The 26,648-nt window shown below is 61.8% G+C and carries 28 protein-coding genes; 16 read left to right on the top strand and 12 right to left on the bottom strand.

Annotated features, from left to right (window positions below):
* The first annotated feature begins 22 nt into the window (after positions 1 to 22).
* The 5 genes from cobJ to bluB all read left to right on the top strand — a co-directional run bounded on the left by cobJ (position 23) and on the right by bluB (position 5,380).
* A complete protein-coding gene (gene cobJ, locus JHD62_RS15170) occupies positions 23 to 1,561 on the top strand; it encodes a precorrin-3B C(17)-methyltransferase (RefSeq protein WP_199103635.1) in 1,539 nt (512 codons plus the stop codon).
* Positions 1,558 to 2,658, top strand: a complete 1,101-nt coding sequence (locus JHD62_RS15165) for a GTP-binding protein (protein WP_199103634.1) — start codon at positions 1,558 to 1,560, stop codon at positions 2,656 to 2,658. Before cobJ ends, JHD62_RS15165 begins: the two co-directional genes overlap by 4 nt.
* A gap of 175 nt (positions 2,659 to 2,833) precedes the next feature.
* On the top strand, positions 2,834 to 3,436 hold the full coding sequence (gene cobO / locus JHD62_RS15160; RefSeq protein WP_199103633.1) for a cob(I)yrinic acid a,c-diamide adenosyltransferase: 603 nt from the start codon (positions 2,834 to 2,836) through the stop codon (positions 3,434 to 3,436).
* A gap of 1 nt (position 3,437) precedes the next feature.
* On the top strand, positions 3,438 to 4,730 hold the full coding sequence (locus JHD62_RS15155; RefSeq protein WP_199103632.1) for a cobyrinate a,c-diamide synthase: 1,293 nt from the start codon (positions 3,438 to 3,440) through the stop codon (positions 4,728 to 4,730).
* Entirely contained in the window at positions 4,727 to 5,380 is a 654-nt protein-coding gene (gene bluB / locus JHD62_RS15150; protein ID WP_045845057.1) for a 5,6-dimethylbenzimidazole synthase, read from the top strand. Before JHD62_RS15155 ends, bluB begins: the two co-directional genes overlap by 4 nt.
* A gap of 5 nt (positions 5,381 to 5,385) precedes the next feature.
* On the opposite strand, the gene JHD62_RS15145 is transcribed toward bluB, so the two are convergent.
* Positions 5,386 to 6,312 carry a LysR family transcriptional regulator gene (locus tag JHD62_RS15145; RefSeq protein ID WP_199103631.1) on the bottom strand — a complete coding sequence of 309 codons (927 nt, stop codon included), beginning with the start codon at positions 6,310 to 6,312 and terminating at the stop codon, positions 5,386 to 5,388.
* A 114-nt stretch (positions 6,313 to 6,426) separates the two neighbouring features.
* On the opposite strand from JHD62_RS15145, the gene JHD62_RS15140 reads away from it, so the two are divergent.
* The 5 genes from JHD62_RS15140 to JHD62_RS15120 are packed head-to-tail and all read left to right on the top strand — an operon-like array spanning position 6,427 to position 10,743.
* Complete coding sequence (locus JHD62_RS15140) at positions 6,427 to 7,206, top strand: 5-oxoprolinase subunit PxpA (RefSeq protein WP_199103630.1); 780 nt, start codon at positions 6,427 to 6,429, stop codon at positions 7,204 to 7,206.
* A 34-nt stretch (positions 7,207 to 7,240) separates the two neighbouring features.
* Positions 7,241 to 7,483, top strand: a complete 243-nt coding sequence (locus tag JHD62_RS15135; protein ID WP_199103629.1) for an acetyl-CoA carboxylase — start codon at positions 7,241 to 7,243, stop codon at positions 7,481 to 7,483.
* Positions 7,480 to 8,904: an acetyl-CoA carboxylase biotin carboxylase subunit gene (locus tag JHD62_RS15130; protein ID WP_199103628.1), complete on the top strand. Its 1,425-nt coding sequence runs from the start codon at positions 7,480 to 7,482 to the stop codon at positions 8,902 to 8,904. Before JHD62_RS15135 ends, JHD62_RS15130 begins: the two co-directional genes overlap by 4 nt.
* A complete protein-coding gene (locus tag JHD62_RS15125; protein ID WP_199103627.1) occupies positions 8,901 to 9,776 on the top strand; it encodes an allophanate hydrolase subunit 1 in 876 nt (291 codons plus the stop codon). Before JHD62_RS15130 ends, JHD62_RS15125 begins: the two co-directional genes overlap by 4 nt.
* Complete coding sequence (locus JHD62_RS15120; RefSeq protein ID WP_199103626.1) at positions 9,766 to 10,743, top strand: biotin-dependent carboxyltransferase family protein; 978 nt, start codon at positions 9,766 to 9,768, stop codon at positions 10,741 to 10,743. The genes JHD62_RS15125 and JHD62_RS15120 overlap by 11 nt, the downstream gene beginning before the upstream one ends.
* Before the next feature lie 3 nt (positions 10,744 to 10,746).
* Here the strand turns inward: JHD62_RS15120 and JHD62_RS15115 are convergent, their stop codons facing one another.
* From JHD62_RS15115 to JHD62_RS15085, 7 genes are all read right to left on the bottom strand, one after another.
* Entirely contained in the window at positions 10,747 to 11,922 is a 1,176-nt protein-coding gene (locus JHD62_RS15115; RefSeq protein ID WP_199103625.1) for a diguanylate cyclase, read from the bottom strand.
* Between the two features lie 190 nt (positions 11,923 to 12,112).
* Positions 12,113 to 13,561, bottom strand: a complete 1,449-nt coding sequence (locus JHD62_RS15110; RefSeq protein ID WP_199103624.1) for an efflux transporter outer membrane subunit — start codon at positions 13,559 to 13,561, stop codon at positions 12,113 to 12,115.
* Positions 13,558 to 14,442 carry an HlyD family secretion protein gene (locus JHD62_RS15105; protein WP_231588783.1) on the bottom strand — a complete coding sequence of 295 codons (885 nt, stop codon included), beginning with the start codon at positions 14,440 to 14,442 and terminating at the stop codon, positions 13,558 to 13,560. The genes JHD62_RS15110 and JHD62_RS15105 overlap by 4 nt, the downstream gene beginning before the upstream one ends.
* The gene (locus JHD62_RS15100) at positions 14,442 to 14,645 is read right to left on the bottom strand and encodes a DUF1656 domain-containing protein (protein ID WP_045845065.1); all 204 of its coding nucleotides are present in this window, start codon (positions 14,643 to 14,645) and stop codon (positions 14,442 to 14,444) included. The genes JHD62_RS15105 and JHD62_RS15100 overlap by 1 nt, the downstream gene beginning before the upstream one ends.
* The gene (locus tag JHD62_RS15095; RefSeq protein ID WP_199103623.1) at positions 14,642 to 16,729 is read right to left on the bottom strand and encodes an FUSC family protein; all 2,088 of its coding nucleotides are present in this window, start codon (positions 16,727 to 16,729) and stop codon (positions 14,642 to 14,644) included. The genes JHD62_RS15100 and JHD62_RS15095 overlap by 4 nt, the downstream gene beginning before the upstream one ends.
* Complete coding sequence (locus JHD62_RS15090; protein WP_231588784.1) at positions 16,726 to 17,223, bottom strand: MarR family winged helix-turn-helix transcriptional regulator; 498 nt, start codon at positions 17,221 to 17,223, stop codon at positions 16,726 to 16,728. Before JHD62_RS15090 ends, JHD62_RS15095 begins: the two co-directional genes overlap by 4 nt.
* A gap of 215 nt (positions 17,224 to 17,438) precedes the next feature.
* Positions 17,439 to 17,819: a glycine zipper domain-containing protein gene (locus JHD62_RS15085; RefSeq protein WP_199103622.1), complete on the bottom strand. Its 381-nt coding sequence runs from the start codon at positions 17,817 to 17,819 to the stop codon at positions 17,439 to 17,441.
* A gap of 185 nt (positions 17,820 to 18,004) precedes the next feature.
* Here JHD62_RS15085 and JHD62_RS15080 point away from each other — a divergent pair, with 185 nt between their 5' ends.
* A complete protein-coding gene (locus JHD62_RS15080) occupies positions 18,005 to 19,012 on the top strand; it encodes a TrkA family potassium uptake protein (protein ID WP_233160982.1) in 1,008 nt (335 codons plus the stop codon).
* Between the two features lie 16 nt (positions 19,013 to 19,028).
* Here the strand turns inward: JHD62_RS15080 and JHD62_RS22635 are convergent, their stop codons facing one another.
* On the bottom strand, positions 19,029 to 20,606 hold the full coding sequence (locus JHD62_RS22635; RefSeq protein ID WP_233160981.1) for an EAL domain-containing protein: 1,578 nt from the start codon (positions 20,604 to 20,606) through the stop codon (positions 19,029 to 19,031).
* Between the two features lie 342 nt (positions 20,607 to 20,948).
* Positions 20,949 to 21,260, bottom strand: coding sequence for a pyrimidine/purine nucleoside phosphorylase (locus JHD62_RS15070; RefSeq protein WP_045845068.1), 312 nt, complete (start codon positions 21,258 to 21,260; stop codon positions 20,949 to 20,951).
* A gap of 131 nt (positions 21,261 to 21,391) precedes the next feature.
* Between JHD62_RS15070 and JHD62_RS15065 the strand changes: the two genes are divergently transcribed.
* The gene (locus tag JHD62_RS15065; RefSeq protein ID WP_233160980.1) at positions 21,392 to 21,991 is read left to right on the top strand and encodes a hypothetical protein; all 600 of its coding nucleotides are present in this window, start codon (positions 21,392 to 21,394) and stop codon (positions 21,989 to 21,991) included.
* Here the strand turns inward: JHD62_RS15065 and JHD62_RS15060 are convergent, their stop codons facing one another.
* A complete protein-coding gene (locus tag JHD62_RS15060; protein WP_199103621.1) occupies positions 21,992 to 23,143 on the bottom strand; it encodes an HD-GYP domain-containing protein in 1,152 nt (383 codons plus the stop codon). It lies immediately after the preceding gene.
* 166 nt (positions 23,144 to 23,309) lie between these two features.
* Between JHD62_RS15060 and JHD62_RS15055 the strand changes: the two genes are divergently transcribed.
* Complete coding sequence (locus JHD62_RS15055) at positions 23,310 to 24,155, top strand: dienelactone hydrolase family protein (RefSeq protein ID WP_199103620.1); 846 nt, start codon at positions 23,310 to 23,312, stop codon at positions 24,153 to 24,155.
* Between the two features lie 6 nt (positions 24,156 to 24,161).
* Here JHD62_RS15055 and JHD62_RS15050 read toward each other — a convergent pair whose 3' ends face one another.
* Positions 24,162 to 25,262 (bottom strand): HD-GYP domain-containing protein, encoded by a 1,101-nt coding sequence (locus tag JHD62_RS15050; RefSeq protein WP_199103619.1) that lies wholly within the window; start codon positions 25,260 to 25,262, stop codon positions 24,162 to 24,164.
* A gap of 100 nt (positions 25,263 to 25,362) precedes the next feature.
* On the opposite strand from JHD62_RS15050, the gene JHD62_RS15045 reads away from it, so the two are divergent.
* From JHD62_RS15045 to JHD62_RS15035, 3 genes are all read left to right on the top strand, one after another.
* The gene (locus tag JHD62_RS15045) at positions 25,363 to 25,998 is read left to right on the top strand and encodes an HD family hydrolase (RefSeq protein WP_233160979.1); all 636 of its coding nucleotides are present in this window, start codon (positions 25,363 to 25,365) and stop codon (positions 25,996 to 25,998) included.
* Between the two features lie 245 nt (positions 25,999 to 26,243).
* A complete protein-coding gene (locus JHD62_RS15040; RefSeq protein ID WP_045845074.1) occupies positions 26,244 to 26,447 on the top strand; it encodes a cold-shock protein in 204 nt (67 codons plus the stop codon).
* 106 nt (positions 26,448 to 26,553) lie between these two features.
* On the top strand, positions 26,554 to 26,648 hold a 95-nt coding region (locus JHD62_RS15035; protein ID WP_199103618.1), incomplete at its 3' end, for a DUF1415 family protein.

Below are 26,648 nucleotides of genomic sequence, written 5' to 3'. Positions count from 1 at the left end.
ACGCAGCAGAAAGCATCACACAATGACCGGAAAACTCTATCTTGTCTCCGTCGGCCCCGGCAGCCGCGAACTGATCCCGCCCATGGTGGAACAGGCACTGGCCGCCAGCGACGTCATCGTCGCCTACGACCTCTACCTTACCTGGATCCAGCCGTGGATTGCCGGCAAGGACATCCGCACCCTGCCGCTCACCCAGGAACGCGACCGCGCCCAGCTGGCACTGGCCGAAGCCCGCGCCGGCAAAACGGTGGCGCTGATTTCCAGCGGCGACATCGGCATTTACGCCATGGCCACGCTGGCTTATGAAGACATGCGCGAGGACGACACCTTCGACGTACAGCTGATTCCCGGCATCACCTCGGCCAATGCCTGCGCCTCGCTGCTGGGCGCGCCGCTGTCGCACGACTTTGCCACCCTCAGCCTGTCCGACCTGCTGTGCCCGTGGGAGTGGATTGAAAGCCGCGCCCGCCATATTGCCGAGGCCGATCTGGCCGTGGTGTTTTACAACGTGCAAAGCAAGCAGCGGCAGGAAGGCGTGTACCGCATTCTGGACATCATGCTGGAACACAAGCGGCCGGGAACCCTGTGCGGCATCGTGCACAATGCCTACCGCGAGGGCCAGACGGTGGAAATCGTCACCCTGGCCGAGCTGCGCACGCGCCAGTTCAACATGCTCACCTCGCTGGTAATCGGCAACCGCTTCACCCGCCGCAAACGCAACTGGATGTTCACCCCGCGCGGCTACTTCAACTGGCAGAACACCGCCGATACCATTACCGCCGACAGCCTGCCCAGCACCGCTGCCTGGGTATTTGCCGGCACCAGCGACGGCAATGCGCTGGCACGCCAGCTGGCGGCAGGCGGCAAGCCGGTGATCGTCAGCACAGCCAGCGACTACGGTGCCGAAATCGTCGCCGCCGACAGCCCCGGCCTCACCAGCATCAGCGGGCGGCTGGGGGTGGAGCGTCGCCGCGAGCTGCTGCAACAAAGCCAGGCACGCTGCATCGTGGATGCCACTCACCCCTATGCCACGGAAATGTCGCAACAGCTGATGGCGCTGGCACGCGAGCTGGCCCTGCCCTATCTGCGCTACGAGCGCCCCAGCGCTGTCGACCAGCACCCGGCGATTCACTGCAGCAGCATGGCTGAAGCGGCAAAGCTGGCGATGCAGCACGGCCAGCGCATTTTCCTGGCCACCGGCAGCAAGGAGCTGGCCAGCTTTGTGCAGGCCGAGGGCGCGGCTGACAAGCAATGGTTTGTGCGGCTGGCACCAGACCCGCAACACCTGCAACGCGCCATCGACCTGGGCATTCCGCGTGCACGCCTGTGTGCCATGCAAGGCCCGTTCTCGCAGGCCGCCAATGAAACCCTGTGGCGCGACTGGCAGATCGACTGCGTCATCAGCAAGCAGTCGGGTGATGCCGGTGGCTATGGTGCAAAAGCCGCCGCAGCAGCGGCGCTGGGCATTCCCTTCATCGTGGTGGACCGTCCGCAGCTGGACTACCCGCTCAGCTTTACCGACTTCACCAGCCTGCAAACGGCACTGGAGCAACTGGTATGAGCAGCCCGCGCATTCCGGTCACCGTGCTCACCGGTTTTCTGGGCGCGGGCAAAACCACCCTGCTGTCCAATCTGATCCGCGACAGCAAACAACGGCGGCTGGCCATTCTGGTCAACGAATTTGGCGAGGTGTCCATCGACGGCACCATCCTGCGTACGGACGATAAGGCCGGGGTGGAGATTCACGATCTGGCCAATGGCCTGGTGGCTTACGACGACGACGAGCACTTCCTGCCCACCATGCTGGCCTTGTGGCAACGCCGTCAGCAAATCGACCATGTGCTGATCGAAACCTCGGGCCTGGCGCTGCCCAGCGCGGTAATGGAGCAGCTGCAAGGCCCGGAGCTGGCCGAGCGCTTTGTGCTGGACGCCACGCTGGCCGTGGTGGACACCCCGCTGCTGCTGGCTGGCGATTTTGACAGCGGCCACGGCCAGCAGGACGACGCGGTGGCCAGCCTGTTCCGCCAGCAGCTGGAGAACGCCGACATCGTGGTGCTGAACAAGATCGACCAGCTTGACGACACCGCCATGCTGCAAGCGGAAAGCACGGTGCGCCAGCTGGCGCCGTCCATCCGCTTTATCGAGCTGGCCTATCAGGCCAAGCTGGACACCCGGCTGACGCTGGGCCTGCATCTGCACGAAGTCAGCGGCAGCGGCCACCGCCATTACGGCCCGGTATCCAGCCTGCCGCTCAATCTGCGCCCGCTGGCCAACCAGGCGCTGCTGGACGGCCACAGCCACGGCGGCCTGGCCGCACACAGTCATGGCCTGGCCACCCACAAGCATTTTCATGAGCAGGACCCGGGCTGGCAGTCGTTTTTGATTCGCAGCAAGGACGCACAGGACCCGGCCCGCCTGCTGGCAGCGGTGGAAACCATTGCCCGCGAGGAAGCGCTGCTGCGCATCAAGGGCCATGCGGCCAGTGCCGACGGCCAGGGCCGGCTGACACTGCAAGCGGTACGCCAGCGCGTACAGCTGCAACAGGAGCCGGAAACCGCCGCACCACGGCAGGCGCAGCTGGTATTCATCGGCTATCACCCCAGCCGGCCACGCATTGTTGAGCGGCTACGGGCACTGACCGGCACTCACTGGCAGTAAGAGTGACTGACAAAAACCCTGTAGCGGCGTTGCGCCTCCTTGCCGTACTGCTTGTACTGTCTGCGTCGGCGCGCCTTGCCACAGGGACGCTGCGCTATTTTTTCAGCCACTCCAGCTGTACCCATAAGCAATAACCCGACTGCTGCATCAGGCCAGCAATCAGAAGGAAAGCACCATGAAAACCGACGCCGCCGCCCACCAGCGCATGGTGGAAAAGCGCAAGGCCGGCTTTGAAAAGAAAAAGGCCGCCGCCACCAAGGAAAAAGGCTTGCTCATCGTCCATACCGGCACGGGCAAGGGCAAGAGCAGCGCTGCCTTCGGCATGGGGCTGCGCATTGTCGGCCACGGCATGCAGCTGGGTGTGGTGCAGTTCATCAAGGGCGCACTGCACACTGCCGAGCGCGATCTGTTCAGCCGCTTCGACAACTGCCGCTTCCTCACCATGGGCGAGGGCTATACCTGGAACACCCAGAACCGCGAGGCCGACATCGCCACCGCGCGTCAGGGCTGGGACGCCGCGCTGGAAATGCTGAACAGCGGCGACTACGACATGCTGATTCTGGACGAGCTGAACATCGTGCTGAAGTACGACTACCTGCCGCTGGACGAGGTACTGGCAGCACTGGCCAGCCGCCCGGCCAATCTGCACGTGGTGATTACCGGCCGCCATGCGCCGCAGGCGCTGATTGATGCCGCCGATCTGGTAACGGAAATGAAGCTGGTGAAGCACCCCTACCGCGAGCAGGGCATCAAGGCACAACAGGGCGTGGAGTTCTGACATGGCCATCCGTCACTGCCCGGCGCTGTTCATCAGCGCCCCGGCCTCGCATCAGGGCAAGACCACCCTTAGCGCCGGGCTGGCGCGCTACCACCGCCAGCAGGGCCGAACCGTGCGCGTGTTCAAGACCGGGCCGGATTTCCTCGACCCCTATGTACTGGAACAGGCCAGCGGCCACACCGTGTACGCGCTGGATTTGTGGATGAACGGTGAGGATGACTGTCGCCAGCGCCTGTACCAGGCCGCAGCCGAGGCCGACCTTATCCTGATCGAAGGCAGCATGGGCCTGTTTGACGGCACCCCCAGCAGTGCCGATCTGGCCCAGCTGTTCGGCGTGCCGGTGGCCGCCATCATCGACGCGGCCGGTATGGCGCAAACCTTTGCGGCGGTGGCGCATGGCCTGGCCAGCTTCCGCCCCGGCCTGCCGTTTTACGGCGTACTGGCCAATCAGGTGGCTTCAAGCCGCCATGCGGAGATGCTCAGCGCCGCCCTGCCCGCCAGCCTCAACTATCTGGGCGCGGTGATGCGCCAGCAGGACATGGGCCTGCCGGAGCGCCATCTGGGCCTGGTGCAGGCGCAGGAAGTGGATGATCTGGAAGCACGGCTGCAGCGCGCCGCTGCCCAGCTGGCCACCACCCGTCTGGCCGATCTGCCACCCGCAGTCGCCTTCCAGCCTGCCACGGCACTCAGCCTGCCACGGCTGCTGGACGGCGTGCGCATCGCCATCGCCCGCGATACCGCCTTCAGCTTCATCTACCCGGCCAATATCCAGACGCTACAGGCAATGGGGGCCGAGCTGCATTACTTCTCGCCACTGGCCGACGATGCCCTGCCGGACTGCGATGCAGTCTGGCTGCCCGGTGGTTACCCGGAACTGCATCTGGCCGCCCTGACCGGTGCAGAGCGCAGCCGCGCCAGCCTGCATGCCCACGTGGCAGCAGGCAAGCCGCTGTATGCCGAATGTGGCGGCATGCTGTATTTGCTGGACAGCCTGACCGACAAACAGGGTCAAAGCGGACAGATGCTGGGCCTGTTGCCCGGCCATGCCCGGCTGAATAGCCGCCTGAGCGCACTGGGCCTGCAACAACTGCAGCTGGATGGCGCAGTGCTGCGTGGCCACACTTTTCACTATTCCAGCCTGGATACGCCCATCACCCCGCTCACCCATGCCAGCCGCGCCACCGGTAACGGGCCGGGCGAGGCGGTATACCGCCACGGTAGCCTGCTGGCCAGTTATCTGCATCTTTACTTCCCGTCCAACCCTGCGGCCTGCGCCAGATTGTTCCTGCCATGAATGCCTATCCCCAAGCCGACATCGACGCCGTCTACCGCGCCATCCGCGAACGGCGCGACATGCGCCACTTCAAGCCGGACCCGGTGGACCCGGCCCTGCTGCAACGCCTGCTACAGGCCGCGCACCTGGCCCCCAGCGTGGGCTTCATGCAGCCCTGGCGCTTCATCCGCATTAGCGATACCGCGCTGCGCCAGCAACTGCATGCCGAGGTGGAAGTGGAACGGGTAGCCACCGCCAAGGCACTGGGCCAGCGGGAAGACGAATTCATGAAGCTGAAGGTTGAGGGCATTCTCGACTGCGGCGAGGTGCTGGTGGCGGCGCTGATGGACGGGCGCGAACGCCATGTATTCGGCCGCCGCACCCTGCCGGAAATGGATATCTGCTCCATCGCCTGCGCCATCCAGAACATGTGGCTGGCCGCCCGCGCCGAGGGCATCGGACTGGGCTGGGTATCGCTGTTCGACCCGCAGCGGCTGGGCACGCTGCTGGGCCTGCCGGCCGAGGCCAAGGCGGTGGCCATCCTGTGCATCGGCCATGTCGAGGCTTTCTACGACAAACCCATGCTGGAACAGGAAAACTGGGCAAAGCGGCAAAACCTGGCCGAGCTGGTATTTGAAAACAGCTGGGCTGACAGTCGCCCAGCCGTCTGAAGCCTTCAGCGGGCAGCCGCGCTACGCTGGCTGCTGGCCGGGCTCATGAATTGCTGCCGGAAATAATCACGGAACAAGGCAATGGCAGGGCTGACCTCAGACCCGGCCTTCCATGCCAGCCCCAGCGTCATCGGCGGCACCAGGCCGTGCAGACTCACCGTGTCGATACGCCGCCCCTCCAGCGACCAAGGCCGGAACACCATGTCTGACAAAATGCTCACCCCGCTGCCATTGGCCACCATGCTGCGCACCGCCTCCACCGAACTGGTGCGCACCCTCACCTGCGGCTGCCATGGCGACTGCTGCCAATAACGCCACGTCGTCTGTTCTGCCTCATCCACCGTCAGCATGATGTAAGGCTGCTCGGCAATATCCTGCAAGTCGGGTGCCGGGTGTGACAACAGCGGATGCTGTGCCGGCAGCCACAAGCGCCGGGGCGAGCTGATGATGGGCTCCAGCCGTAAAGCCGGGTTGTCCACATTGGAAGTCAACAGCACCGCGACATCGAAATCCTGCCGCAACAGACCGGCTTCAATGTCCTCACGTGACAATTCGAACAGTTCAATCCTCAGTTGCGGGTACAAGGCGGACAGGCGGCACACATGGGCAGGCAGAAAATACCCCATCACCGTATAGCTGGCGGCCACGGTCAGCCTGCCGGCAAAATCGCCATCCCGTTTGCCCAGCAGCATGGCCTCTTCCACATTGGCCAGAATTTCGTACGCATGACCCAGAAAGTGCCGTCCACAGTCGGTCAGCACCATGCCCTGAGGGTGGCGGACAAACAAGGACGTAGCCAGCACTTCTTCCAGTTGCCGGATGGCTGCCGTCACTGCCGATTGGGTGATGCACAGCTGGATGGCCGCCTGGGAAACCTGCCCTGTTTCAGCCGTGGCCACAAAATACTTCAACTGCCGGAAGGAAAACGCCATGCCCGTACTCCGGTATCAAAATAATTGATGGGACACCATCAAAATTTAAAACTTCCCCCGCCTGTTCACGCTGCCTAGGGTGTCGGTCTGACTCACTCTCAGACAGGAGCACACATGAACAAACAGGTAATCGACCTGAACGCCGACATGGGGGAAGGCTTTGGCCCGTGGCAAATTGGCGATGGGGACGACCGGCACATCATGCCGCTGATCAGCTCGGCCAACATTGCCACCGGTTTTCATGCCGGCGACCCGGCCACCATGGCCAGCAGCGTCAGCCTGGCCAAGGCACATGGCGTTGCCGTGGGTGCCCACCCTGGCTATCGCGACCTGGTGGGCTTCGGGCGACGCAGCATTCAGGTAAGCGCACAGGAACTGGTACAGGACGCGGTGTACCAGATTGGTGCCTTGCAAGCCTTCCTGCAACTGGAAGGCATGGTCATGCAGCATGTCAAACCGCATGGTGCCCTGTACATGACGCTGGCTGCCGATGAAGCGCTTTCACTGGCATTCCTGCAGGCAGTCCAGGGACTGTCGCCGCAACTGGAGGTGTATTGCATGGCTGGTTCCGCCACGCATCAGGCCGCGCAGGCACTGGGCGTGAAGGCAGTAGGCGAATTCTTTGCCGACCGGGATTATGACGCCAGCGGGCGGATTGTATTTACCCGCCGGATGGGACGGCTCTCCCCGGCAGCCGTGGCCGACAAGGTGATGCTGGCCTGCACGGAGGGCCTGGTTGATACCGTGGATGGCCAGCGCATTCCGGTCGACTTCGATTCCATCTGCATTCACAGCGACACCCCCGGCGCACTGGAACTGATCCGCACCACCCGTGACCGTCTGCTACAGGCTGGCATCACCCTGCGCGCACAGCATGAGCGAGCCGTTGGCTGAGGCGGACCACAACACCCTGTTCAAGGACAAGCACATGACTGAACACCTGATACTCGCCCCCCTGCCCGGCACCTTTTATCGTCGCCCGGCCCCGGATGCAGCGCCCTATGTGGAAGAAGGCAATCTGGTTGCCGCGGATACCGTCATCGCCTGCATCGAGGTGATGAAACAATTCAACGAAATGACTGCCGAGCAAGGCGGGCGCTTGCTCGCCTTTTTGCTGGCAGACGGCGATGCGGTCGATATCGGTCAGCCGGTGGCGAGGGTGGTGACATGACGCAGCCCATTGCCTTGCAACGTATCCGTCGCCTGCTGGTGGCCAACCGCGGGGAAATTGCGGTGCGCATCATCCGGGCTGCCCGTGAAATGGGCGCGCAGACCGTACTGGTACACAGCAGTGCGGACCGCAACAGTCTGGCCTGCCAGATGGCAGACCGGACAGTGGAAATCGGCCCGCCACCCGCCGCAAAAAGCTATCTGGACATTCCGGCCATTCTGGCTACGGCCCGCAATCAGGAAGTGGATGCCGTTCATCCAGGCTATGGCTTCCTCGCCGAAAATGCCGACTTTGCCCGTCAGGTAGAGGCTGCCGGGCTGATTTTTGTCGGCCCGACGGCGGACACCATCGCCCTGATGGGTGACAAAGCCCGTGCCCGCACCATGGCACAGACAGTTGGCGTTGCCACCGTACCGGGCAGCGCCGGCGCACTGGCGGACGTGGTGCAAGCCATGGGCATGGCCAAGGAAATCGGCTATCCGCTGATGATCAAGGCGGTGGCCGGTGGTGGCGGCCGGGGCATCCGCGTGGTGGAACATGCCGAGGCGCTGCATGCGGCTTTTGCCGCTGCGCAACGGGAAGCGCAGGCTGCCTTTGGCGACGGGCATCTTTATCTGGAGCGTTTCATGCCGCAGGCGCGGCATCTGGAAGTGCAAATCCTGGGAGATGGCCAGCGGGTGATTCATTGCTACGAGCGCGAATGCTCCTTGCAGCGCCGCCGCCAGAAAATCATGGAAGAAGCGCCCTCGCCTGCGCTGGATGACGCACAGCGCAACAGGCTGTGCCAGGCAGCAGTCCGGCTGGCACAATCCGTGGCATACCGCGGAGCGGGCACGGTGGAATTCCTGTTCGATCAGGATGAGTTCCACTTCATTGAAATGAATACCCGCATCCAGGTGGAACACCCGGTCACTGAAATGGTCACCGGGCTTGATATGGTGCGCGAAATGCTGCTGATTGCCGACGGCCAGCCCTTGCGCTGGCAACAGCAGGACATCCAGCTGCGTGGTGCCGCCATCGAATGCCGCATCAATGCCGAAGACCCGCAGCGCATCTTCCTGCCCACACCGGGCAGCATAGAGCATCTGCAATTACCCGGCGGGCCGGGTGTGCGGGTGGACAGCATGCTGTACCCGGGCTGTGTCATCCCCCCTTATTACGACTCCATGCTGGCCAAACTGATTGTGTGGGATGAAAACCGTGCACAGGCGCTCAGCCGCATGCGCCGGGCGCTGGATGAACTGCACATCAGTGGCGTTGCCCACACAAAAAGCCTGCACCAGGCCTTGCTGGCCGATGCCGACGTATGCGCCGCGCGCTATCACACCCGCTTTCTGGAGCACTGGCTGGCGCACTGGCCGGGCAGCACGGCAGACACGGTGGCAGACCCGCTGGCGCGTGACACCGGGAGAACCGCATGAGCATCCGCTACAGTTTTGGCGGCGACGAGTTCCTGTTTGCCGAGGTCAGCGAATCCATGTCGCTGACCGCCTGCTTCACCAGCATGGCCATCACCGGGCTGCTGCGCCAGCAACAATGGCCGGGGATTGTCGAAATATGTCCTGCCAATGCATCGTTCCAGCTGCGCTTTGACCCGGACATCCTGCCGGCCGCGCAATTGCTGCAACAGGTGCAGGAGCTGGAACAGGCGGTACAGGACAGCCCGCAGACACTGGACACCCGCCTGGTGGAAATACCGGTCTGGTATGACGACCCCTGGACGCTGGAAGTGGGGGCGCGCTTTCGCGAACGCCATCAGGACCCGCAATCCACCGATCTGCAATACGCCGCGCGCTGCAACGGTTTTGACTCGGTAGACGCCTTCATTGCCGCGCATAGCGGTGCACCGTGGTTTGTCTCCATGGTGGGCTTTGTCGCCGGCCTGCCCTTCATGTACCAGATGGTAGAGCGCGACCGCCAGCTGCAAGTACCGAAGTACCTGAGCCCGCGCACCGCAACCCCGCGCCAGACCATAGGCCACGGCGGCTGCTTCGCCTGCATCTATTCGGTGGCAGGTGCCGGTGGCTACCAGATGTTCGGCATTACCCCGGCACCGATTTACGACCCGCAGCAATCCCTGCCCTATCTGGCAGACAGCATGGTGCTGTTCCGTCCCGGCGATATTGTCCGCTTCAAGCCCATCGACCAGCAGCAATACCAAGCAGCCGTCCAGGCGGTGGCCGAGGGCAGCTTTCAGCTGGATATCTTTCCGGTCCGCTTCTCGCTGCCGGACTTCCTGGCCAATCCACAGGCCTACAATCTATCCCTTCCAGGGGGCCATCATGCACATTAAGGTCATCAAGCCTGGACTCGCCACCTCGGTACAGGACGCTGGCCGCAACGGTCATTACCATCTGGGCATCCCGCCTTCCGGGGCGCTGGACCAGTATTCATTCCGCGCCGCCAACCTGCTGCTGGGCAATCCGGAAACCACGGCGGTACTGGAGTGCACGCTGCTGGGGCCGCAGCTGCAGTTCGGCGTGGACTGCCGCATTGCCGTGTGCGGTGCCGACATGCTGCCGCTGATCAACGGCCAGCCACAAGCCACCAATCAGATCCTGTCCATTGCCACAGGCGACATGCTGGACTTCCGCCCGGCCACGGCCGGGGTACGTGCCTATCTGGCGGTTTCCGGTGGCATCGACGTGCCGGAGGTGCTGGGCAGCCGCTCCACCTATACGCTGGGGACATTGGGTGGGTATCAGGGCCGATGCCTGCAGGCTGGCGACATGCTGATACTGGGCCGGTCAACCGCGGTGGCACCGGCGGGCCGCAGCCTGCCACCCGCCCTGCGCCGGCCCTTGCCACGCCAGGCCACGGTGCGGGTGCTGCCCGGCCTGTATGACCACAGGCTGACGGCGCAATCGGCTGAACGCTTCTATCAGGAGACATGGACGGTGGCATCGGAATCCGACCGCATCGGCTACCGGCTCAAGGGCGGCTCACCCTTGCAATTCCGGCCACGGGAAGCGCCATTCGGTGCCGGGGCCGATCCGTCCAATATCGTGGATGCCGGCTATCCGGTTGGCTCCATCCAGATACCGGCCGGCAAGGAGCCCATCATCCTGTTGCGGGACGCGGTTTCCGGCGGGGGTTATGCCATGCTGGGCACCGTCATTAGTGCCGATCTGGACGTGGTGGGACAATTACCACCCAATCAGCGTCTTGCATTCAGCGCCGTTGACATGGCTGAAGCCTTGCAGGCCAGACAGCAGGGGCAGGCAGCGCTGGAGCGTCTGCGAGCGGCACTGCAAGGCTGAGTGTCAGGCAGGCTGCGCCGCCTGCATCACCTGGTTGCGCCCTGCCTTTTTGGCCGCATACAAGGCCTGGTCGGCGTGGCGGTACAGCTCGGTAAACGACATGCCCGGCTGCCATACTGCCAGCCCCATGCTGACGCTGTAAGGAATGCTGCCGCCCAGTGAAACCGCCGGTATTTCAGCAGCACGCAAGCGCAGGTTTTCCGCCATGGCCAGCGCTTGCGCTGGCGGCGTTTGTGGCAGCAACAGTGCAAATTCTTCGCCCCCCATGCGGCCGGTCACATCTGCTGGCCGCATGCCCTGACGTAACAACTCGCTGAATGTCAGCAACACCTGATCCCCTGCCTGATGGCCATGCCGGTCGTTGATCTGCTTGAAATGGTCCAGATCCATCAATACCAAACACAATGGCAAGTTGCTGCCCTCAGCCTGCTGCAACAGCACCATGCTGCGGCTTTCAAAACACTGGCGGGTATTCAGCCCGGTCATGCCATCGTGTTCCGCCCGCCAGGTGGCATCACGTAACAGGTATTCCTGCACCATGGCCACTGCCAGCATCGACAAACCGGGCACCAGTGCCGCGGTCAGGCTCATGGAAAACACATTGGGCATGGTGGTGGCAAACAGATCGCTGATATTGCCGAAGCCGCCGCCGTAGTAAACGGCACGCCCCAGATGCAGCAAGGAGGTCACCGCACTGCAGGCCGCGCCCAGCCAGTACACCGTGGCGCGATGACTGGCAATACGGTGGCGGAACAACAGCCAGGCCGTGGCGGCAAACACGATGCTGATACCACCGGAGGCAATCACCACCCTCACCCGCATGCTGTCCAGCAGCAGGGTAAAGCCCAGCAAACCGGCGACACCGGCCAGCACCAGCAAGGCCAGTGGCCGGGCATGGCTGGGCCGGCCCAGAAAGCGGGCGCAACCGATATAGAACATGCTGGCCGCCACCAGGCCCAGGCCATTGCTCAGCACCACACTGAAAATCAGCGGCAGCACCATGCGCAGACCCAGCGCAGGCAGATAACCCAGCATGGCGGCATTGGCCAGCAGCCAGCTGCGGGTACCGGAAACGCCGGCTTTTTTCAATGACCACAGTTGTACGGTATTGCAGGCGCACAGCAATTCGGTGACCACAAAGACGGGTAACAGGATGGGAATGCTCTGAGTTACCGCCATTGAAATTCCAAACGGATAAAAATTGTGTCAATGCTATGCCGTAGTGCACGCCAGGCACAAGCACATTTAAATTACAGCGCACATTTTCAAGCAGTATGCGTACCCGGTAAACGGGGCGGACAAAAAAATGCCGATAGTGGCTGCCAGACAGATGTGGCAGCCACTACCGGCATGGTATTCAGGCCCGTGCTTAATGCTGATCCGGCTTTGCTACGCTGGCAGCATCTTCCCAGCCACCACCCAACGCCAGGAACAGATTGACCTGATCCTGTGCCAGCTGGCTTTCGGCCATGGCCACGGCCTGTTCGCCGCTGACCATGGTACGGTCGGCATCCAGACTGGTGAGATAAGGCGCGCGGCCCGCCTGGTACAAGCGGCGGTTTTGCGCCGCAGCTTCACGGGCATTGTCCCGCGCGCTGCGCAACAACGTCAGGCGTTGCAAGTCCTTGGCATACAGGCTGAGGCTGGTTTCCACTTCGCGCAGGGCATTGAGCACCACGCCGTCAAAATGCGCCAGCGCCGCCGCATTGTCCGCCTTGGCTGCACGTACCCGCGCCATGCTGCCGCTGTCCGGAATGCTCCAGCTGATCAGCGGGCCAAAACCGAAGCGCTGGGTAGAGCGCTTGCCCAGGTCTTCGACAAAGCCGGTAAAGCCTGCCGATGCACCAAGGGTGATGCTGGGATAAAGATCGGCCGTGGCCACGCCTATCATGGCGCTGGATTGCGCCAGGCGGCGCTCGGCCTGCTTCACGTCCGGGCGGCGCGCCAGCAGCGCCCTGCCATCGCCCACCGGAATGGGCCGGGTCAGCTGCGGCTCTTGCGCGCAGGACAGTGCCGCAGCGGGCAAGGCTTCAGCCGGCGTCTTGCCCAGCAGCATGGCCAGCCGGTAGCGCGCGGCATCCCGCTGGGCCTGGTAGGCTGGCAGCGCGGCATTCACGCTGTCGCGCTGCGCCTGCGCCCGCAGCACATCGGTGGCGGTCATCCGCCCTGCACTGGCCAGACGGCGTGTCAGTTCCAGCTGCTTTTGCTGCAGGCCCAGCTGTTGCTGTACCACCTGATAACCATGGTTAGCCGAACAGATCTGCACATAGCTGCGTACGGTTTCGGCAGTGAGGGTAATAGCTGCCAGATCGCGCGCCGCCGCCACGGCCTCGCTATTGGCTTCTGCCGCCTGTTCGCCACGCTTGAGCTTGCCAAACAAATCCAGCTGGTAAGCCACACGAATGCCTTCGTCCCCCAGATTGGTCACCGGCAGCGGCTCTTCCAGCAGCATGCTCTGGCCCGATATGCGGGCGCGCTCGGCGGACGCCGACACCGCCGCATGCGGGCCGGCCTCGGCATTGACTTCACTGGCTACCGCCAGCGCCTTTTGCAGATTGGCACTGGCCACGCGCAAATCGGTATTGGCGGCCCGGGCCTGTTCCACCAGCTGGTTCAGCACCGGGTCGTGATACAGCTGCCACCAGTGGCCGGCCACCGCTTGCGCGCTCGCCAGCTGGCCATCGGCATTGGCAAAATGGCCTTGCGCTGCCGGACGCTGCATGGCGGCCTGCTCCGGCAAGTGGTAATCCGGGCCTACCGTGGTGCAGCCAGCCAGCACCGAGAGTGCCAGCAGGCTGACGGGATAAAAGCGTTTCACTGCTGGCCTCCCTTGCTGGACACCACGGCCACGGTGGCGGTACGACCGGCGATCATGCGGAAGTCGGCCGGAATTTCATCCAGCGTCACCCGTACCGGAATACGCTGCGCCAGCCGCACCCAGTTGAAAGTGGGATTGACGTTGGGCAGCAGGCTGGCGCCATTGCTGCGGTCGCGGTCTTCAATGCCGGCGGCAATGCTTTGCACATGGCCGCGCAGCTTGTGCGACTGACCCATGATCTGGATTTCTACCGGCTGGTTCACTTGCACGCGGTCCAGCTTGGTTTCTTCAAAGTAACCATCCACATGGAAGGAATGTGCATCCACCATGGACAGCACCGGCTTGCCGGTGCTGACGTAGTCGCCCACGCGCGGGGTACGGTCGTTCAGGTAACCATCCACCGGACTGCTCACCTCGGTGCGCTGCAGGTTCAGCCGGGCGACATCCAGCGCGGCACTGGCGGCGGCAACATTGGCTTCGTCCTGCTGCACGCGGGCATCACTCTGTTCGACGTTTTCACGCGCCACCAGGTCGCTCAGGCTGTGATTGCGCGCGGCTTCGCGCTTTGCCTGCGCCAGTGCCGCCTTTTGCAGTACCAGCGCGGCTTCAGCCTGTTTCAGCGCCAGCGTGTAGCGGGCATGGTCGATGACAAACAGCACCTGCCCCCGTTTGACCAGCTGGTTGTCATGTACCCGCACCTCGGTAATCAGCCCGGAGACATCCGGCGCAATCTGCACTACATCGGCACGGACATGGCCATCCCGTGTCCACGGTGCATTGGTGTAGTAATCCCACAAGTAGCGCCCCACCAGCACTGCAGCCACTACCGCAATCAGCGTCAGGGCCACCGGGCCCGCTTTTCCTGCCAGCTTTTTCATCATTACCATCCGCGAGTCAGCACGACGAATCCGCCGAGCACAATTACATACAAGGCCACGTTCAGCAGCGAACGGTGCCATACCAGTTTGTAGAAACCCAGCTGTCCCAGCACGGCGCGCAGCACGGCGGTGACGCCAAAGGCCAGCACCATCAGGATCAGCAGGCTGGGGAAATACACCCCGTAGATTTCGATTTCACCAATCACGGTGCAAGCTCTCCATGTTCCAGGGGCAAGGGGGCTGCCGGGGCAAAACTGCCGGCAGCGGGAAACAGGGTGATGCGCAGTTCCACCAGCGCGTTAAGCACGGTCAGCACGGCGTGACTGCTGCGCTGGCCGCTGCCCAGCACCTGCCGCAGCGCGGCATCAATGTGTTGCAGCAGGCGGTCATCCGTCCGGGGGGCATGGCGCAAGGCCAGTGCCTGACGGTAATGCACGGCCACATCGTCCAGCACCTTCTGCACACCGGACCCGGCGCTATCCGGCAGCTTGTTTTCATCGCGTTGCAGGTGCAACACGCTGAAGCCGGTACGCAGTTCGCTGAACACCAATGGCAGCTGGTCATGCCCGTTGGCTGCCAGCCGCGGAATCAGCTGGCCCAGCCGGTCCAGCATGCGGGCGGTGAGTTGCGGGTAGTCACCCAGACCGCGACCCGATGCCATGCGGGCCAGGTCGTGCCAGCTGGCGCGGCGCAGGCGGCGTATGGCCAGTTCGATGCCGAAGGGGCGGACCAGCAGGCTGAACAACAGGGCGAAGGACACCCCCACCACCGTGGCGACGTTGCCGTTGAAAAAGGCGGTGAAGTCGGTATCGTAAGCGCCTTGCAGGCTGAGGAAGGTGGCGGTGTTCACCGTCAGCATCATGGCAATCATGGTGAATTGCGGCCGGGTGAACAGCGTGCCCACCAGCAAGAACGGGATGGCCAGCATGGCTACCAGCATCTCGAAGGTATAGGCAGCCGGAATCACCATGAACAACAGCACCGTGGTCAGCACGATGCTGACCAGCGCCCAGATCAGGAAGGTGCGCATCATCGGCGCGGGCTCATCCAGCGCAGCAAAGAAGCAGGAGGCAATGGCCGCCATGATGACCGCACCGGAACCATCGGTCCAACCCAGTTGTATCCACAGCTGCGAAGCAATGAAGATGGCTGCCGAGGCTTGCAGCGAGGAAAACGCCACCATTCCATAGTCGAAATGGCGGGCGGTGCCACCTACCGGCCAGTGACGGTAGGCCGGTTTCCAGCTGAAAGTGGGGTGTTCTTCGGCCAGCAACTGCTGCAGCAGGCGGCAGTCCAGCCACAGGTTGATCAGCGACTGCAAACGCGCCAGCGCATGGGCCAGCAACAGCGACTGCCAGTCGTCGCCACTGGCCATCTCCTGCTTGAGGCTGGCGAGGTCGCGCTGCAAACCCGGCACCGCCTTGCGGCACGCCTCCAGCCGGGGTTCGGCCATCCACTCGGCCACCCGCTGCATCAACACGCGCAAGCCTTCCGGCACACTTTCCCCCTGCTGCACCAGCGCCTGCCGGGTTTCGGTCAGCGAGGACAGAATGGGCAGCAACATGCTCATGCGGCCACGCAGCTCGCGCGCGTTCTTCACCATGGCAAAGCTGGTGGTGTCGTAGGACAAGTGGGAGATGAACTGGTCCAGCGCCAGAATATCCGCCGCCAGCTTGTGACGGCTGGCATGCATGGCCGTCGGTTTGTCCTGCGCGTTCGTGGCACCATCCGGCAAGGCCAGCAATTCCCCGGCCCAGCTGCGGGCATCCTGCATCCAGCTGTCGATCCGCGCTGAAATGATGGGAGCCACCTTGCCCGGCCACAGCAAGGCGGAAACAACGCTGGCACAGACAATCCCCAGCAGGATTTCCTCGCTGCGCGCCAGCGCCACATCAAAAATGCTTTCCGGGTTGTTCAGCGTCGGCAGTGCAATCATGGGCAAGGTGTAGGCCGACAGCATGAACAGATAGCTGCGCGGGGTGCGATCCAGCAAGGAAATGCTGAGCAGGCTGCCGGTCCACAAAGCCACGACCAGGCTGAGCAAGGTGGGTGCATTGACAAACAGGGGCAGCAGGATGACGGCAGCAGACGCCCCCAGCAAGGTGCCGCCAATGCGGTAAACCGCCTTGGAGCGGGTGGCACCGGTCAGCGGGTGGGACACCACGTACACGGTGGCCATGGCCCAGTACGGGCGCGGAAGCTCCAGCGCCATGGCAATGTACAAGGCCAGCATGGCCGCCAGGAACGCCTTGGCCGAAAACAGCCAGTCACGCCAACTGGGCAGCTTCATGCTCTTTCCTGACCGGCCAGTGCCGCCAGTTCAGCCACCAGTTCCGGGCGCTGGTAGGCCGCATCCACCGCGGCAAACACACGCAGGGTGGCTTGCAGGTCGTCCGGCGAAATGTCCTTGAAAACCAGCGCACGCAAGCGCACCAGTTCTACTTCTATCTTGTCGGTCAAGGCCCTGCCCGCCTCGGTAAACCACAGGGTGTTGGAGCGGCGGTCCACCTTGTCCTTTTCGCGCCTTACCAGCCCATCGGCAGCCAGCTGGTCGATCACCCGCACCAGTGACGGCCCTTCGATGCCGATTTCCTCTGCCAGGGCAATCTGGTTGATTCCTTCGCCCAGCCGGCCAATAAAGATCAGTGCGGTGGCACAAGGCGCGGTCAGGCCATGGCCGAATACCACGTCCTGCGAAATATGCCGCCATTTGCGCCCGGCCTGCATGATGGCGCTGGTAATGCCAAGGCGCAGTAAGTCCACATTGTCCATAATGATTTGCATGTAAATGATTTGATTGCTAATCAATTATAAAAAGAGCTTGTCGCGGCAGGCAAGCAGTTTCTGTATAGCAACAAAAAGTTCCGTATCAATTGCTGCACTTTCGCCCTGGCCTGTGCTGGCAACAATGGAAAAAGCCCCGAAAACTCGGGGCTTTTTCTGAAAACCAGTATTGCAAAAAGGCAGAGCAACTTGGGGACTTGGTCTAGCGCTCACCATCAGTCACGCCAGTGCTCATCTCCGCGCCAACCACGGTCATGCCAATGGCGCTCGCGTGCACGCCAGTCATCATGCCAGTAAGCGGCGGGCGGCGGGCCATAGCGCACCGGTGCCACATAGGCTACCGGCTGGTATACCACCGGTGCCGGCGGCGGCGCACGGAAGCGGCGCTCCTCATCACGCTGGTAAGCCAGGGCCGTGCCTACACTGCCACCCACGGCACCACCGATGATGGCCCCGTTACGGCCACCGATAGACTGGCCAACGGCAGCACCGACAGCGCCGCCCACGGCACCACCCAGAATGGCAGACGCATCTGCATGGGCCAGCGCACTAAATGAAAGCGCCAACAGCGCCGGAACTAGGATTCGGGATTTCATGACTGGACCTCCAGTGCGTTGATACACACTCAGCTTATCCAGCCGCAGGTAACGGCGTGTAAAACAGTGTGAAGAAGCTTTGCAAAATCACCAGTCCGACAACTTTGCTCACATCTGGGCCCGCGCGGTAAACATGCCCGGTTCCGCATCACATCGCACAGCCGCAACCATGCCAAACAGCTATAATGCGCATTTTCCGGCTGCACCCCACCATCATGCGTCACAGCTTCCCGCGTAAAATGCTGTTCCTGAGCAGCCTGGTCTTTGCCGCCCTGCTGTTTGGCACTTCCGGCTACATGCTGATCGAGGACTGGAGCTTTTCCGACAGCCTGTTCATGACGGTGATTACCCTGGCCACCATCGGCTATGGCGAAACGCACAACCTCTCACTGGAAGGCCGTTACTTCACCATCGCGCTGATCGTGTTCGGCACCGGCGTGGTGGGTTATGGCATTTCCTCGCTCACCCTGATGCTGTTTCAGGGCGACCTGCCGCTTTATCTGAGACGAAAGAAAATGGAAAAACTGATTGCCCGCATGCAGGGCCACACCATTATTTGCGGCCTCAGCCATACCGGCCGTTATGCGCTGGAAGAACTGCTCAGCACCCAGCACCAGATCGTGGTGATAGAACGGGACGAAGCCAATACCGGCATGCTGCAGGAGCTGGAGGTGCCATTTATTGTTGGCGATGCGGCAGAAGACGAAAACCTGTGCGCTGCAGGCATCACCCGCGCGCATGCGCTGATTTCCTGTCTGAGTGCCGATGCAGAAAACGCCTTCGTGGTGGTGACGGCCAAAAGCCTGAACAGCAAGATTCTGGCCGTGGCCAAGGCAGAGAATGAAAGTTCGCGCAAAAAGCTGCTGGCCGTGGGGGCCGACAATGTGGTGATTCCATCCCACCTGGGCGGCATGAACATGGCCAATATCGTGGCCCACCCGGAAACCCTGCACTTCTTTGAACACCTGCACCACCGCTACCCGAATCAGTTCCGCGCACAGGTGCATGTGCTGGACGAACGCTGGGAAGGCCTGCCGCTGGAGCGCTTCCTGAAAGAGGGCTTCGATGGCAAGGCCATGGTGATTGCACTGGAACGCAGCCCGGGCGAGGTGGAATTCTCGCCCGGCCCGGAAATCATCATGCACAGCGGGGAATCATTGCTGCTGATCAGCACGCAGAACCCGGCCAGCTAAGCGCGCAGCGCTGGGTTCAGTGCGTGCCGTTGGCTGCGGCAGCGGCCTCACGCGCAGCAGCCGCTGTACGGTCCTGGGTAATGCCGGAATACAGCCACTGGCGGAAATGGTTCAGCGTCATCGGCTTGCCGAAATAAAAACCCTGCAACAACTGGAAACCCTTTACCGACAGGTAGTTCTGCTGCCCCTGGGTTTCCACGCCCTTCACGATCACCTGCACACCCAGCTGGCGCGAGGTGAGCAGCAAGCCATCCAGGATATTGGCCTTGAAACTGTCCTTGCCCAGGGCCGAGACATAGCCCTTTTCCACTTTCAGGTAATCAAAACCCCAGCGCCGCAGGTAATTGCGGTCGGCATGCCCCAGGCCAAAATCATCCAGCGCCAGCTTAACCCCCAACTGGCGCAAGTCCTGCACCACTCGGTGTGTGACCTGATGCTCGGGCAAGGGAAAGCGCTCGGAAACCTCCAGCACCAGGACGGCCTTCTTCTCGCGCAATACCGCCAGCAGTAGTTTGCAGTCTTCCACCAGGTCCGGCATGCCAAGGTGCTCGGCGGCAATATTCACCCCCACCATGAAACCCGGCGGCAGCGCCACCGGCTTGAGCTCCTTGCAGACCCGGCGTAGCAGGTAACGCGTCAGCGGCACGATCATGCCGGCATCTTCCGCCGCCGGGATGAACAGATCGGACCGCACCGCCCCTTGCACCGGATGCCGCCAGCGCGCCAGTACTTCCACGCCGACACATTCACCCAGCTCGGCAGTGACAATGGGCTGGTAGTGGGTAAAGAATTCGCGATTGCGTATGCCCTGGGCAATCTCCCAGGAACTGGTGTTGCGTGCCAGCTTGCGCCGCATCAGCGCCCAACCGAGCGCCCCCCCGGCAGCCAGCGCCAGCAGCATGGTATCCAGCCGGTGCAGCAAGGAGCGCTGCAACACCGTGCCCCAGCCTTCCTGCACCACCACATCCAGCGCGCCACCGGACAGGCTTTGCCGCTGCAGCAGGCCGCTATCCGGCACTGCGCCCACCTCGGCCACGCCATCTGCCAGGCTCAGGTATTGCGTACCCCACACCAGCCCCACCTGCACTCCGCGGGTCCGGGTTTGCAGTTGCTCCAGCAGCGGCACGGCGTTCAATTCCAGCACACTGTGACCATTGGCATGATGTGTCAGCACCAGGTCGTAGCCGCCACCCGGCACCTGTTGCAGCGACAGTGGCTGGGCTGGTACTGCCTCGGTACGGGATGGATTCGCGCTGCAACGGCGCCCATCCGCCCATTCACGCATGGCATGGCGGGCATGCGGCACGGATTGCACAATGGCCGCCAGCCCTGCCGACGCTGCCATGCAGCCTGCTTCTGCAGGAATGCCATCCATGCGCGTCAGCGCCATTTCTCCTTGCGTCAGCTGCAATTCCAGCTGGCGTGCCACGGATTCGGCCCGCCACTGCAGCTCGGATTTTTCCTGCACGATGGTTGCCAGCAATGCCAGCAGCCAGCCCGACAACAGGCACAGCGATACCGCGACGGTGTAAATCACCGCCGGTCTGGCAGACAAAACATGGCGCGACCACCACACACTCACCCGCTTAAGCATTCAATTAATCCAGTCACCATACTGTTTACGCCCGGGCAAGCAGCACAAATACCTGCCGTGCCGTTGCTCTGCTTAATAGTCATCATAGCTGCTAATCCCCCTAACCCAAGGCAGGAAGGCGGCAAGGATACCCGCGGAAGCCATGCCGGGAAAGCCTGTTTTACCTGTATGGATGGCCGGCAAATAATGACAAACGCAAAGCGCAGTGTAACGCAGTAAAGAAGGCCTGTAGTGCATCTCGTACAATTCGCGCGCCAGATCATCTGCTCACACAGTCAGCACCGACAGGCCAGAATGCAAAAACCCGGCAGCGCCGGGTTCGGGATGATGTGGTCGGCCAGATCAGCCGTAGTGACAAACGTAGTGCAGGGTTTCCAGCACTTCAATCTGGAAAGAGCTGTCAGCCGGCACATTGAAGCTTTGACCGCCTTCGTAGCTGATGGCCTCGTTGCTCCCTGCCAGCGTAATGCGGCACTTGCCTTCCAGCAGTTCCATGATTTCCGGCGCAGCGGTATTGAACAGCAGCTTGGAGGGCAGAATCACCCCGACCGACTTGCTGGTGCCATCTGCCAGCGTGATACTGTGGCTGACACACTTGCCATCAAAGTAAACATTGGCGCGCTTGGCGACGCTGACGTTTTCAAACTGATCCATGATCATCCTTTGTGTGTGTTTTTGTTATCAACAATAAATTGATCGGCTAGGATACCGGATTCCTGTCTGGCGGCAAGATGCAAACCGCCAACTTTACACTTACCGAGCCAACCGATCCGGAGTGGACACTCATGAGCATTCTCCAGCGCGGCGGCATGCTGCTGGCAGCCATCATGCTAAGCGCCTGCACCACCATGGCAGACCGCCTGCAAGGCAGCATTACACCGCCTCCCGGCTATGGCTACATCATTGTTTCCCTTACAGCCAAAGCTTTCGACCAGGATTCGGCCAATGTCGGCCTGCATATTCTGGACAGCAAGGGCGACATGGTGGCCAATGGCCGGGCCAGCATGAATACCGATACGGTTTTTGGTGAGGAAGGCATGAGCCCGGTGGATGGCAAGCTGCTGTTGCTTGCCCTCATCCCTGGTCACTACCAGGCGTCCGACGCCTGGGGTAACTGGATAGAGGAATCCGGCTGGGGCAGTCAGTGGCGCTCGGTCACCCTGCCCATCCATGCCGGCTTTGACGTCACGGCAGGAAGCAGCACCTATCTGGGAGAAGTGTTTCTGGACCTGTCGATGCGGCCGGAACTCCGGCTGAGCAATCAGCAAAAACGTGACTTCGGCCACATGCGTCGGGTATGGAAGGTAAACAATCTGTCCGACATCCAGATCAAGCCGCTGCAAAAAGACTCCGCCTTGCCGGCAGCGTCGGCTGCCAGCCATTGACTACCCCAAACGTGAGGTCCACAAGCGGGTGAGATAGGCCGGTTTCACCGCGGCGGTGGCAGCGGCCACCGGCTCCACCACCCGATAGGCGGGCTGGCGGCTGTCGCGCAGCAGCACATCAGCGTAAGGAGGGCCATCCACCTTGCGCAATGCCGCCACACGGGGCTGGTTTGCCTTTTCCCCGCTATGGGTCACCACACCGATTTCATGGCTGGCCAGCCGGACAAAACTGCCCGGCGGATAAATCCCCATTTCCTTGATCAGCAAGGACACCAGCGCCGGCGGAAACTGCCCCAGCTCGCCGCGAAACAGGCTGGCCATCACCTGGGACGGCAACAGCGCGGCATCGCTGTAAAACTGCTCGCACAGCAAGTCCACCAGCCCCAGCAAACGGGCATCCGGGTGGATTTCATCCGCATGCAAACCGGCCGGATAACCCTGCCCGTCGTCCTGCTCGTGATGGGTTTGCACCAGCAGGTGCCAATGCTCATCCGTCACCCCCGCTTCGCGCAAAATGGCAGAACCCAATACCGGGTGGGCCACCATTTCCTCCTGCTGCGGCAAGCTCATGGGCTGACGCTGGCTGGCCAGCTGGCTCAGCAACTGGCTGATTGCCACATTCATTGACAGGCCGGCACCTACCAGGCTTTTCAGCCTTGCCGGCTCCATGCCCTGCCGACGCCCCAGCAGGGCCAACAAGGTCGCCACCCGGAAGCTGTGCGACTTGACCGGCAGCAGAAACAGTGACGCCAGCATGCCATCGCGAAAACGCTGGGTCAGCTGTATCAGCTCTTCAGCCATGTCCTCCAGCCTGCCGGCGAGCCCCGGCACGGCCAAGCCGTGCAACAGCACCGCTTCCAGCCGTCCGGCCATGAACCCCGCCTCCACCAGCGGGTTTTTCGGGCTGCTGGCCGCTGCTTCGCGTTCACGCTGGGCAGCGCGGTCCAGCCGCTCCCGCTCCAGGCGCACCGCAACTTCTTCCACATCGCCATGCGCCACGTCCATCAGCCGTTCGCGCTGCTCGGGGGTCAGGACGTAATGACCCTTCTTCAGCAGCAAAAAGCCGTTCTTGGCATAAACATCTACCGGGACTTGCTCACCCACACGCAAAAAACGGCCGGGCAGCTTGATTCTGGAAGGAGGCTGGGACATGGTGATGACTGGAAACACGAATCTGGACTACAGTTTAGTCAAATAGCCGCCGACACGCCGACAATGCGCACGCCAAAGCAACTGGAGAGCGGCATTGTCGCCAAGCCCGTCACAAACCTCAAGCCCCTGGCGTCACCATGGCGCCCCACACCGGAGGCAGCATCCCATGCATCGCTTTGACCCACCGCGTCGCAACTTTCTCAAAGAAGCACTGGCAACCGGTTTTGCCCTGGCCGTACAGCCCATATCCGCCACCAGCATCATTACCGACAGCCACGACCTGGATACCGGTCTGGCCGGCATTGCACTGGATGACGGCATACTGCCTGCCTATTTTGCCAAGCCACGTGTACAGTCAGGCAAGCTGCCGGTGATGCTGGTGGTACAGGAAATATTTGGTGTGCACGAGCATATTCGCGATATCTGCCGCCGCCTGGCCAAACTGGGTTATCTGGCCATTGCGCCGGAGCTTTACTTCCGCCAGGGCAATCCGGCCGAAGCCAGCGACATCCCCACCATCATCAATACCATTGTCAGCAAGGTGCCAGACAGCCAGGTGATGCAGGATCTGGATGCCACACTCGCCTGGGCAAACCTGCACGGGGGCGATGCCAAACATGCAGCCATCACCGGATTTTGCTGGGGCGGACGCATTACCTGGCTATACGCCAGCCATAACCCGGACCTGAAAGCCGGAATTGCCTGGTATGGCAAGCTGGTGGGAGAGCACAGCCCGCTGACACCCAGTCAGCCGGTGGATATTGCCGCGACATTGAAGGTACCGGTACTCGGACTGTACGGCGGCAAGGATGGCAGCATTCCGCAGGACAGCGTCAACAGCATGCGCCAGGCACTGGGCCAGGGGCAAAGTCACTCGGAAATCGTGGTGTACCCGGATGCCGGACATGCCTTCAATGCCGATTACCGGCCGTCCTACAATGCCAGTGCCGCGCAGGACGGCTGGCAGCGCATGCTGGGCTGGCTGGCCAGTCACGACATGAAGGCGCGTTGAACACGCTTATTGGGCAGCCTGCTCCAGCATGCGGCGCACTACCTGATTGAAGGGGTCAAGCCAGGCCCGCTCGAACTGATCGTCCGCCGCGTTCAGTTCGGCGGCGGCACGCAGCATGGAACGGCGCTGACCGCGGTGGGCGTGCTTGAGCATCACCGCTTCGAATGCATCCACCAAGGCCAGAATGCGTGCCCCCTGGCAGATTTCCCCCGCGACAAGGCCATAAGGGTAGCCTTCGCCATCCGGCGTTTCATGGTGCTGCATCACCATCAGTGCGGCCTCCTCCCATCCCGGCATACGGCCCAACAGGCCAGCCACCCAGGCCGGGTGCAACACCATCAGCCGCCGCTCGTCGTCGCTGATGCTGCCGGTTTTCAGCCACAGTGCTTCGGGCAGGAACATCATGCCTACATCGTGCATGTAGATGGCCGCTTCCAGTTGCTCGGCATCCACCCAGTTGCCCGCCTGTCGATTCACCTCCAGCGCCAGTCTGAGATTACGCTCGGTCCGGCCGACGAATTCCGGCATGCGCTGCTCCAGCTGCAAGGCCAGGGTACGAAACAGCAGCATGTCCTGCTGCCGCGTCAATACCTTGCTGGCACCGGATGTACTAGCCGCAGGGGCCTCGCTTTTGCCCTGTGCGCCCACCATCGCCGCCACCAGGCGCGCGCAGCTGGCCGTGACGGAAGGCGCTGGTAAGGTTTCCAGCGAACGCAAGGCTTCCAGCAGGGTTTGCATCTGCACACGGTCCACCTGTCGCGCACTGGCGATCTGCCCCATCACCAGTTCCAGCCGGTCCAGCACCAGCAATAACACATCGCCCATCACTTCCTGATACACCAGCTCGCCGCTACGCAAACGCGCCAGCAGCCCCTCCAGCGCGTGAGCATAGGGCACGACAAACATCACCCGGCACAAACCGGCATCCCCCTTGATGGTGTGCATCAGTCGGAACAAATCACCTATCAGCGTGGCCGACTGCGGATTCTGCCCCAACTGGGTGGCCAGGCTTTCAATCTGGGGGGCATAGTCGGACAACACATCGCGGAAATCCTGAAAGCCTTCCGGGTCCTCCCGCACAAATTCCAATTGCGCTTCATCACTCATGACGTGCTCGCTGTATGGCCTGATGTCATTGCACTATAAATCATTCATTTGCAGGAAGTACCTGCAAATCCTTGCCCCCGGGCAAACCTGGCGGCGTATCATGAGCCCTTTCCCAAACCAACACGAAGCCCCTGCCGTGACTACCCCGTTCAGCGTTTTACAAAAACAGATCGACTTCATTCTGGAAATCGACAAGCTCAAATCGGTCTTGCGCAAGACCAAGCCGGTGGGGCTGGATCGCTATGAAAACTCTGCCGAACACAGCTGGCAGGTTGCCTTGCTCGCGCTCACCATGGCGGAACACGCACCGGTGAAGCTGGACCTGGACAAGGTCATCCGCATGTTGCTGATCCACGACCTGGGCGAAATCGATACCGGTGATGTGATTGTCTACGCCGCCACCGACAATGCCGAGCGCGAAGCCGAAGAACTGGCAGCCATGCGACGTATCTGCGGCTTGCTGCCAGAACAGCAGGCTGCCGGGCTGGTGGAGCTGTGGCAGGAGTTCGAGGCGCGCCAGAGTGCCGAAGCCCGCTTTGCCCGGGCAATGGACCGGCTGATGCCCATCCTGCTCAACCTGAACCGTCAAGGCCAGAGCTGGCGTGAAAACGGGGTCAGCAAGCAACAAGTGGTATCCATGGCAGCCAGCAAGGTCAGCGATGGCTGCCCGCTGGCCGGCGAATGGCTGTTGCAGGCACTGGACCGGGCAGAAGCGCAAGGGTTTTTCGGCGCCTGAGACAGTACCACGCCAAGGAAAACCATTTTCAAAACAATGTCTTTGGCATGACCGTCTTGCAGTACAGGGGCAGAACCTGCAGAAAATGCTTGCCAACCCGCACAACAATGGGCAGTATGCCTGCCTGCAGGATGCTCAAGTTGTGGATGTGTAGTTGTCGTAGTGGCATTAAGTCCGTACCTCAGTCGCCATTTCCCTTGAACTTCATGCGTTTTATCAACTTGCTCGTTTTGAGGATAAACAAAATGGCAACCGGTACCGTTAAGTGGTTCAACGACTCCAAAGGTTTTGGCTTCATCACTCCGGATGAAGGTGGCGATGACGTATTCGCTCACTTCTCCCAGATCAATGCCAAAGGCTTCCGCACCCTGGCCGAAAACCAGCGCGTAAGCTTCGACATCGTCGATGGCCCGAAAGGCAAACAAGCCTCCAACATCCAGCCGCTGTAATCTTTTTTAAAGATTACCCGCTGATAAAAACCCGGACTCGTCCGGGTTTTTTTGCTTTTGCGGCAGCCTGCCGCCTCCATACCCTTTGCCCTGCGGAATCAGCACCATGCAAACGCCAAGCCACGAAGAAGCCATTGCCAGCACCCGCCTATGGCTGGAAAAAGCCGTCATCGGCCTGAATCTCTGTCCTTTTGCCAAATC

This window comes from Aquitalea sp. ASV11 (assembly GCF_016429185.1).
Classification (GTDB): Bacteria; Pseudomonadota; Gammaproteobacteria; order Burkholderiales; family Chromobacteriaceae; genus Aquitalea; species Aquitalea pelogenes.
This window is presented reverse-complemented; position numbering and strand designations above follow the sequence as displayed.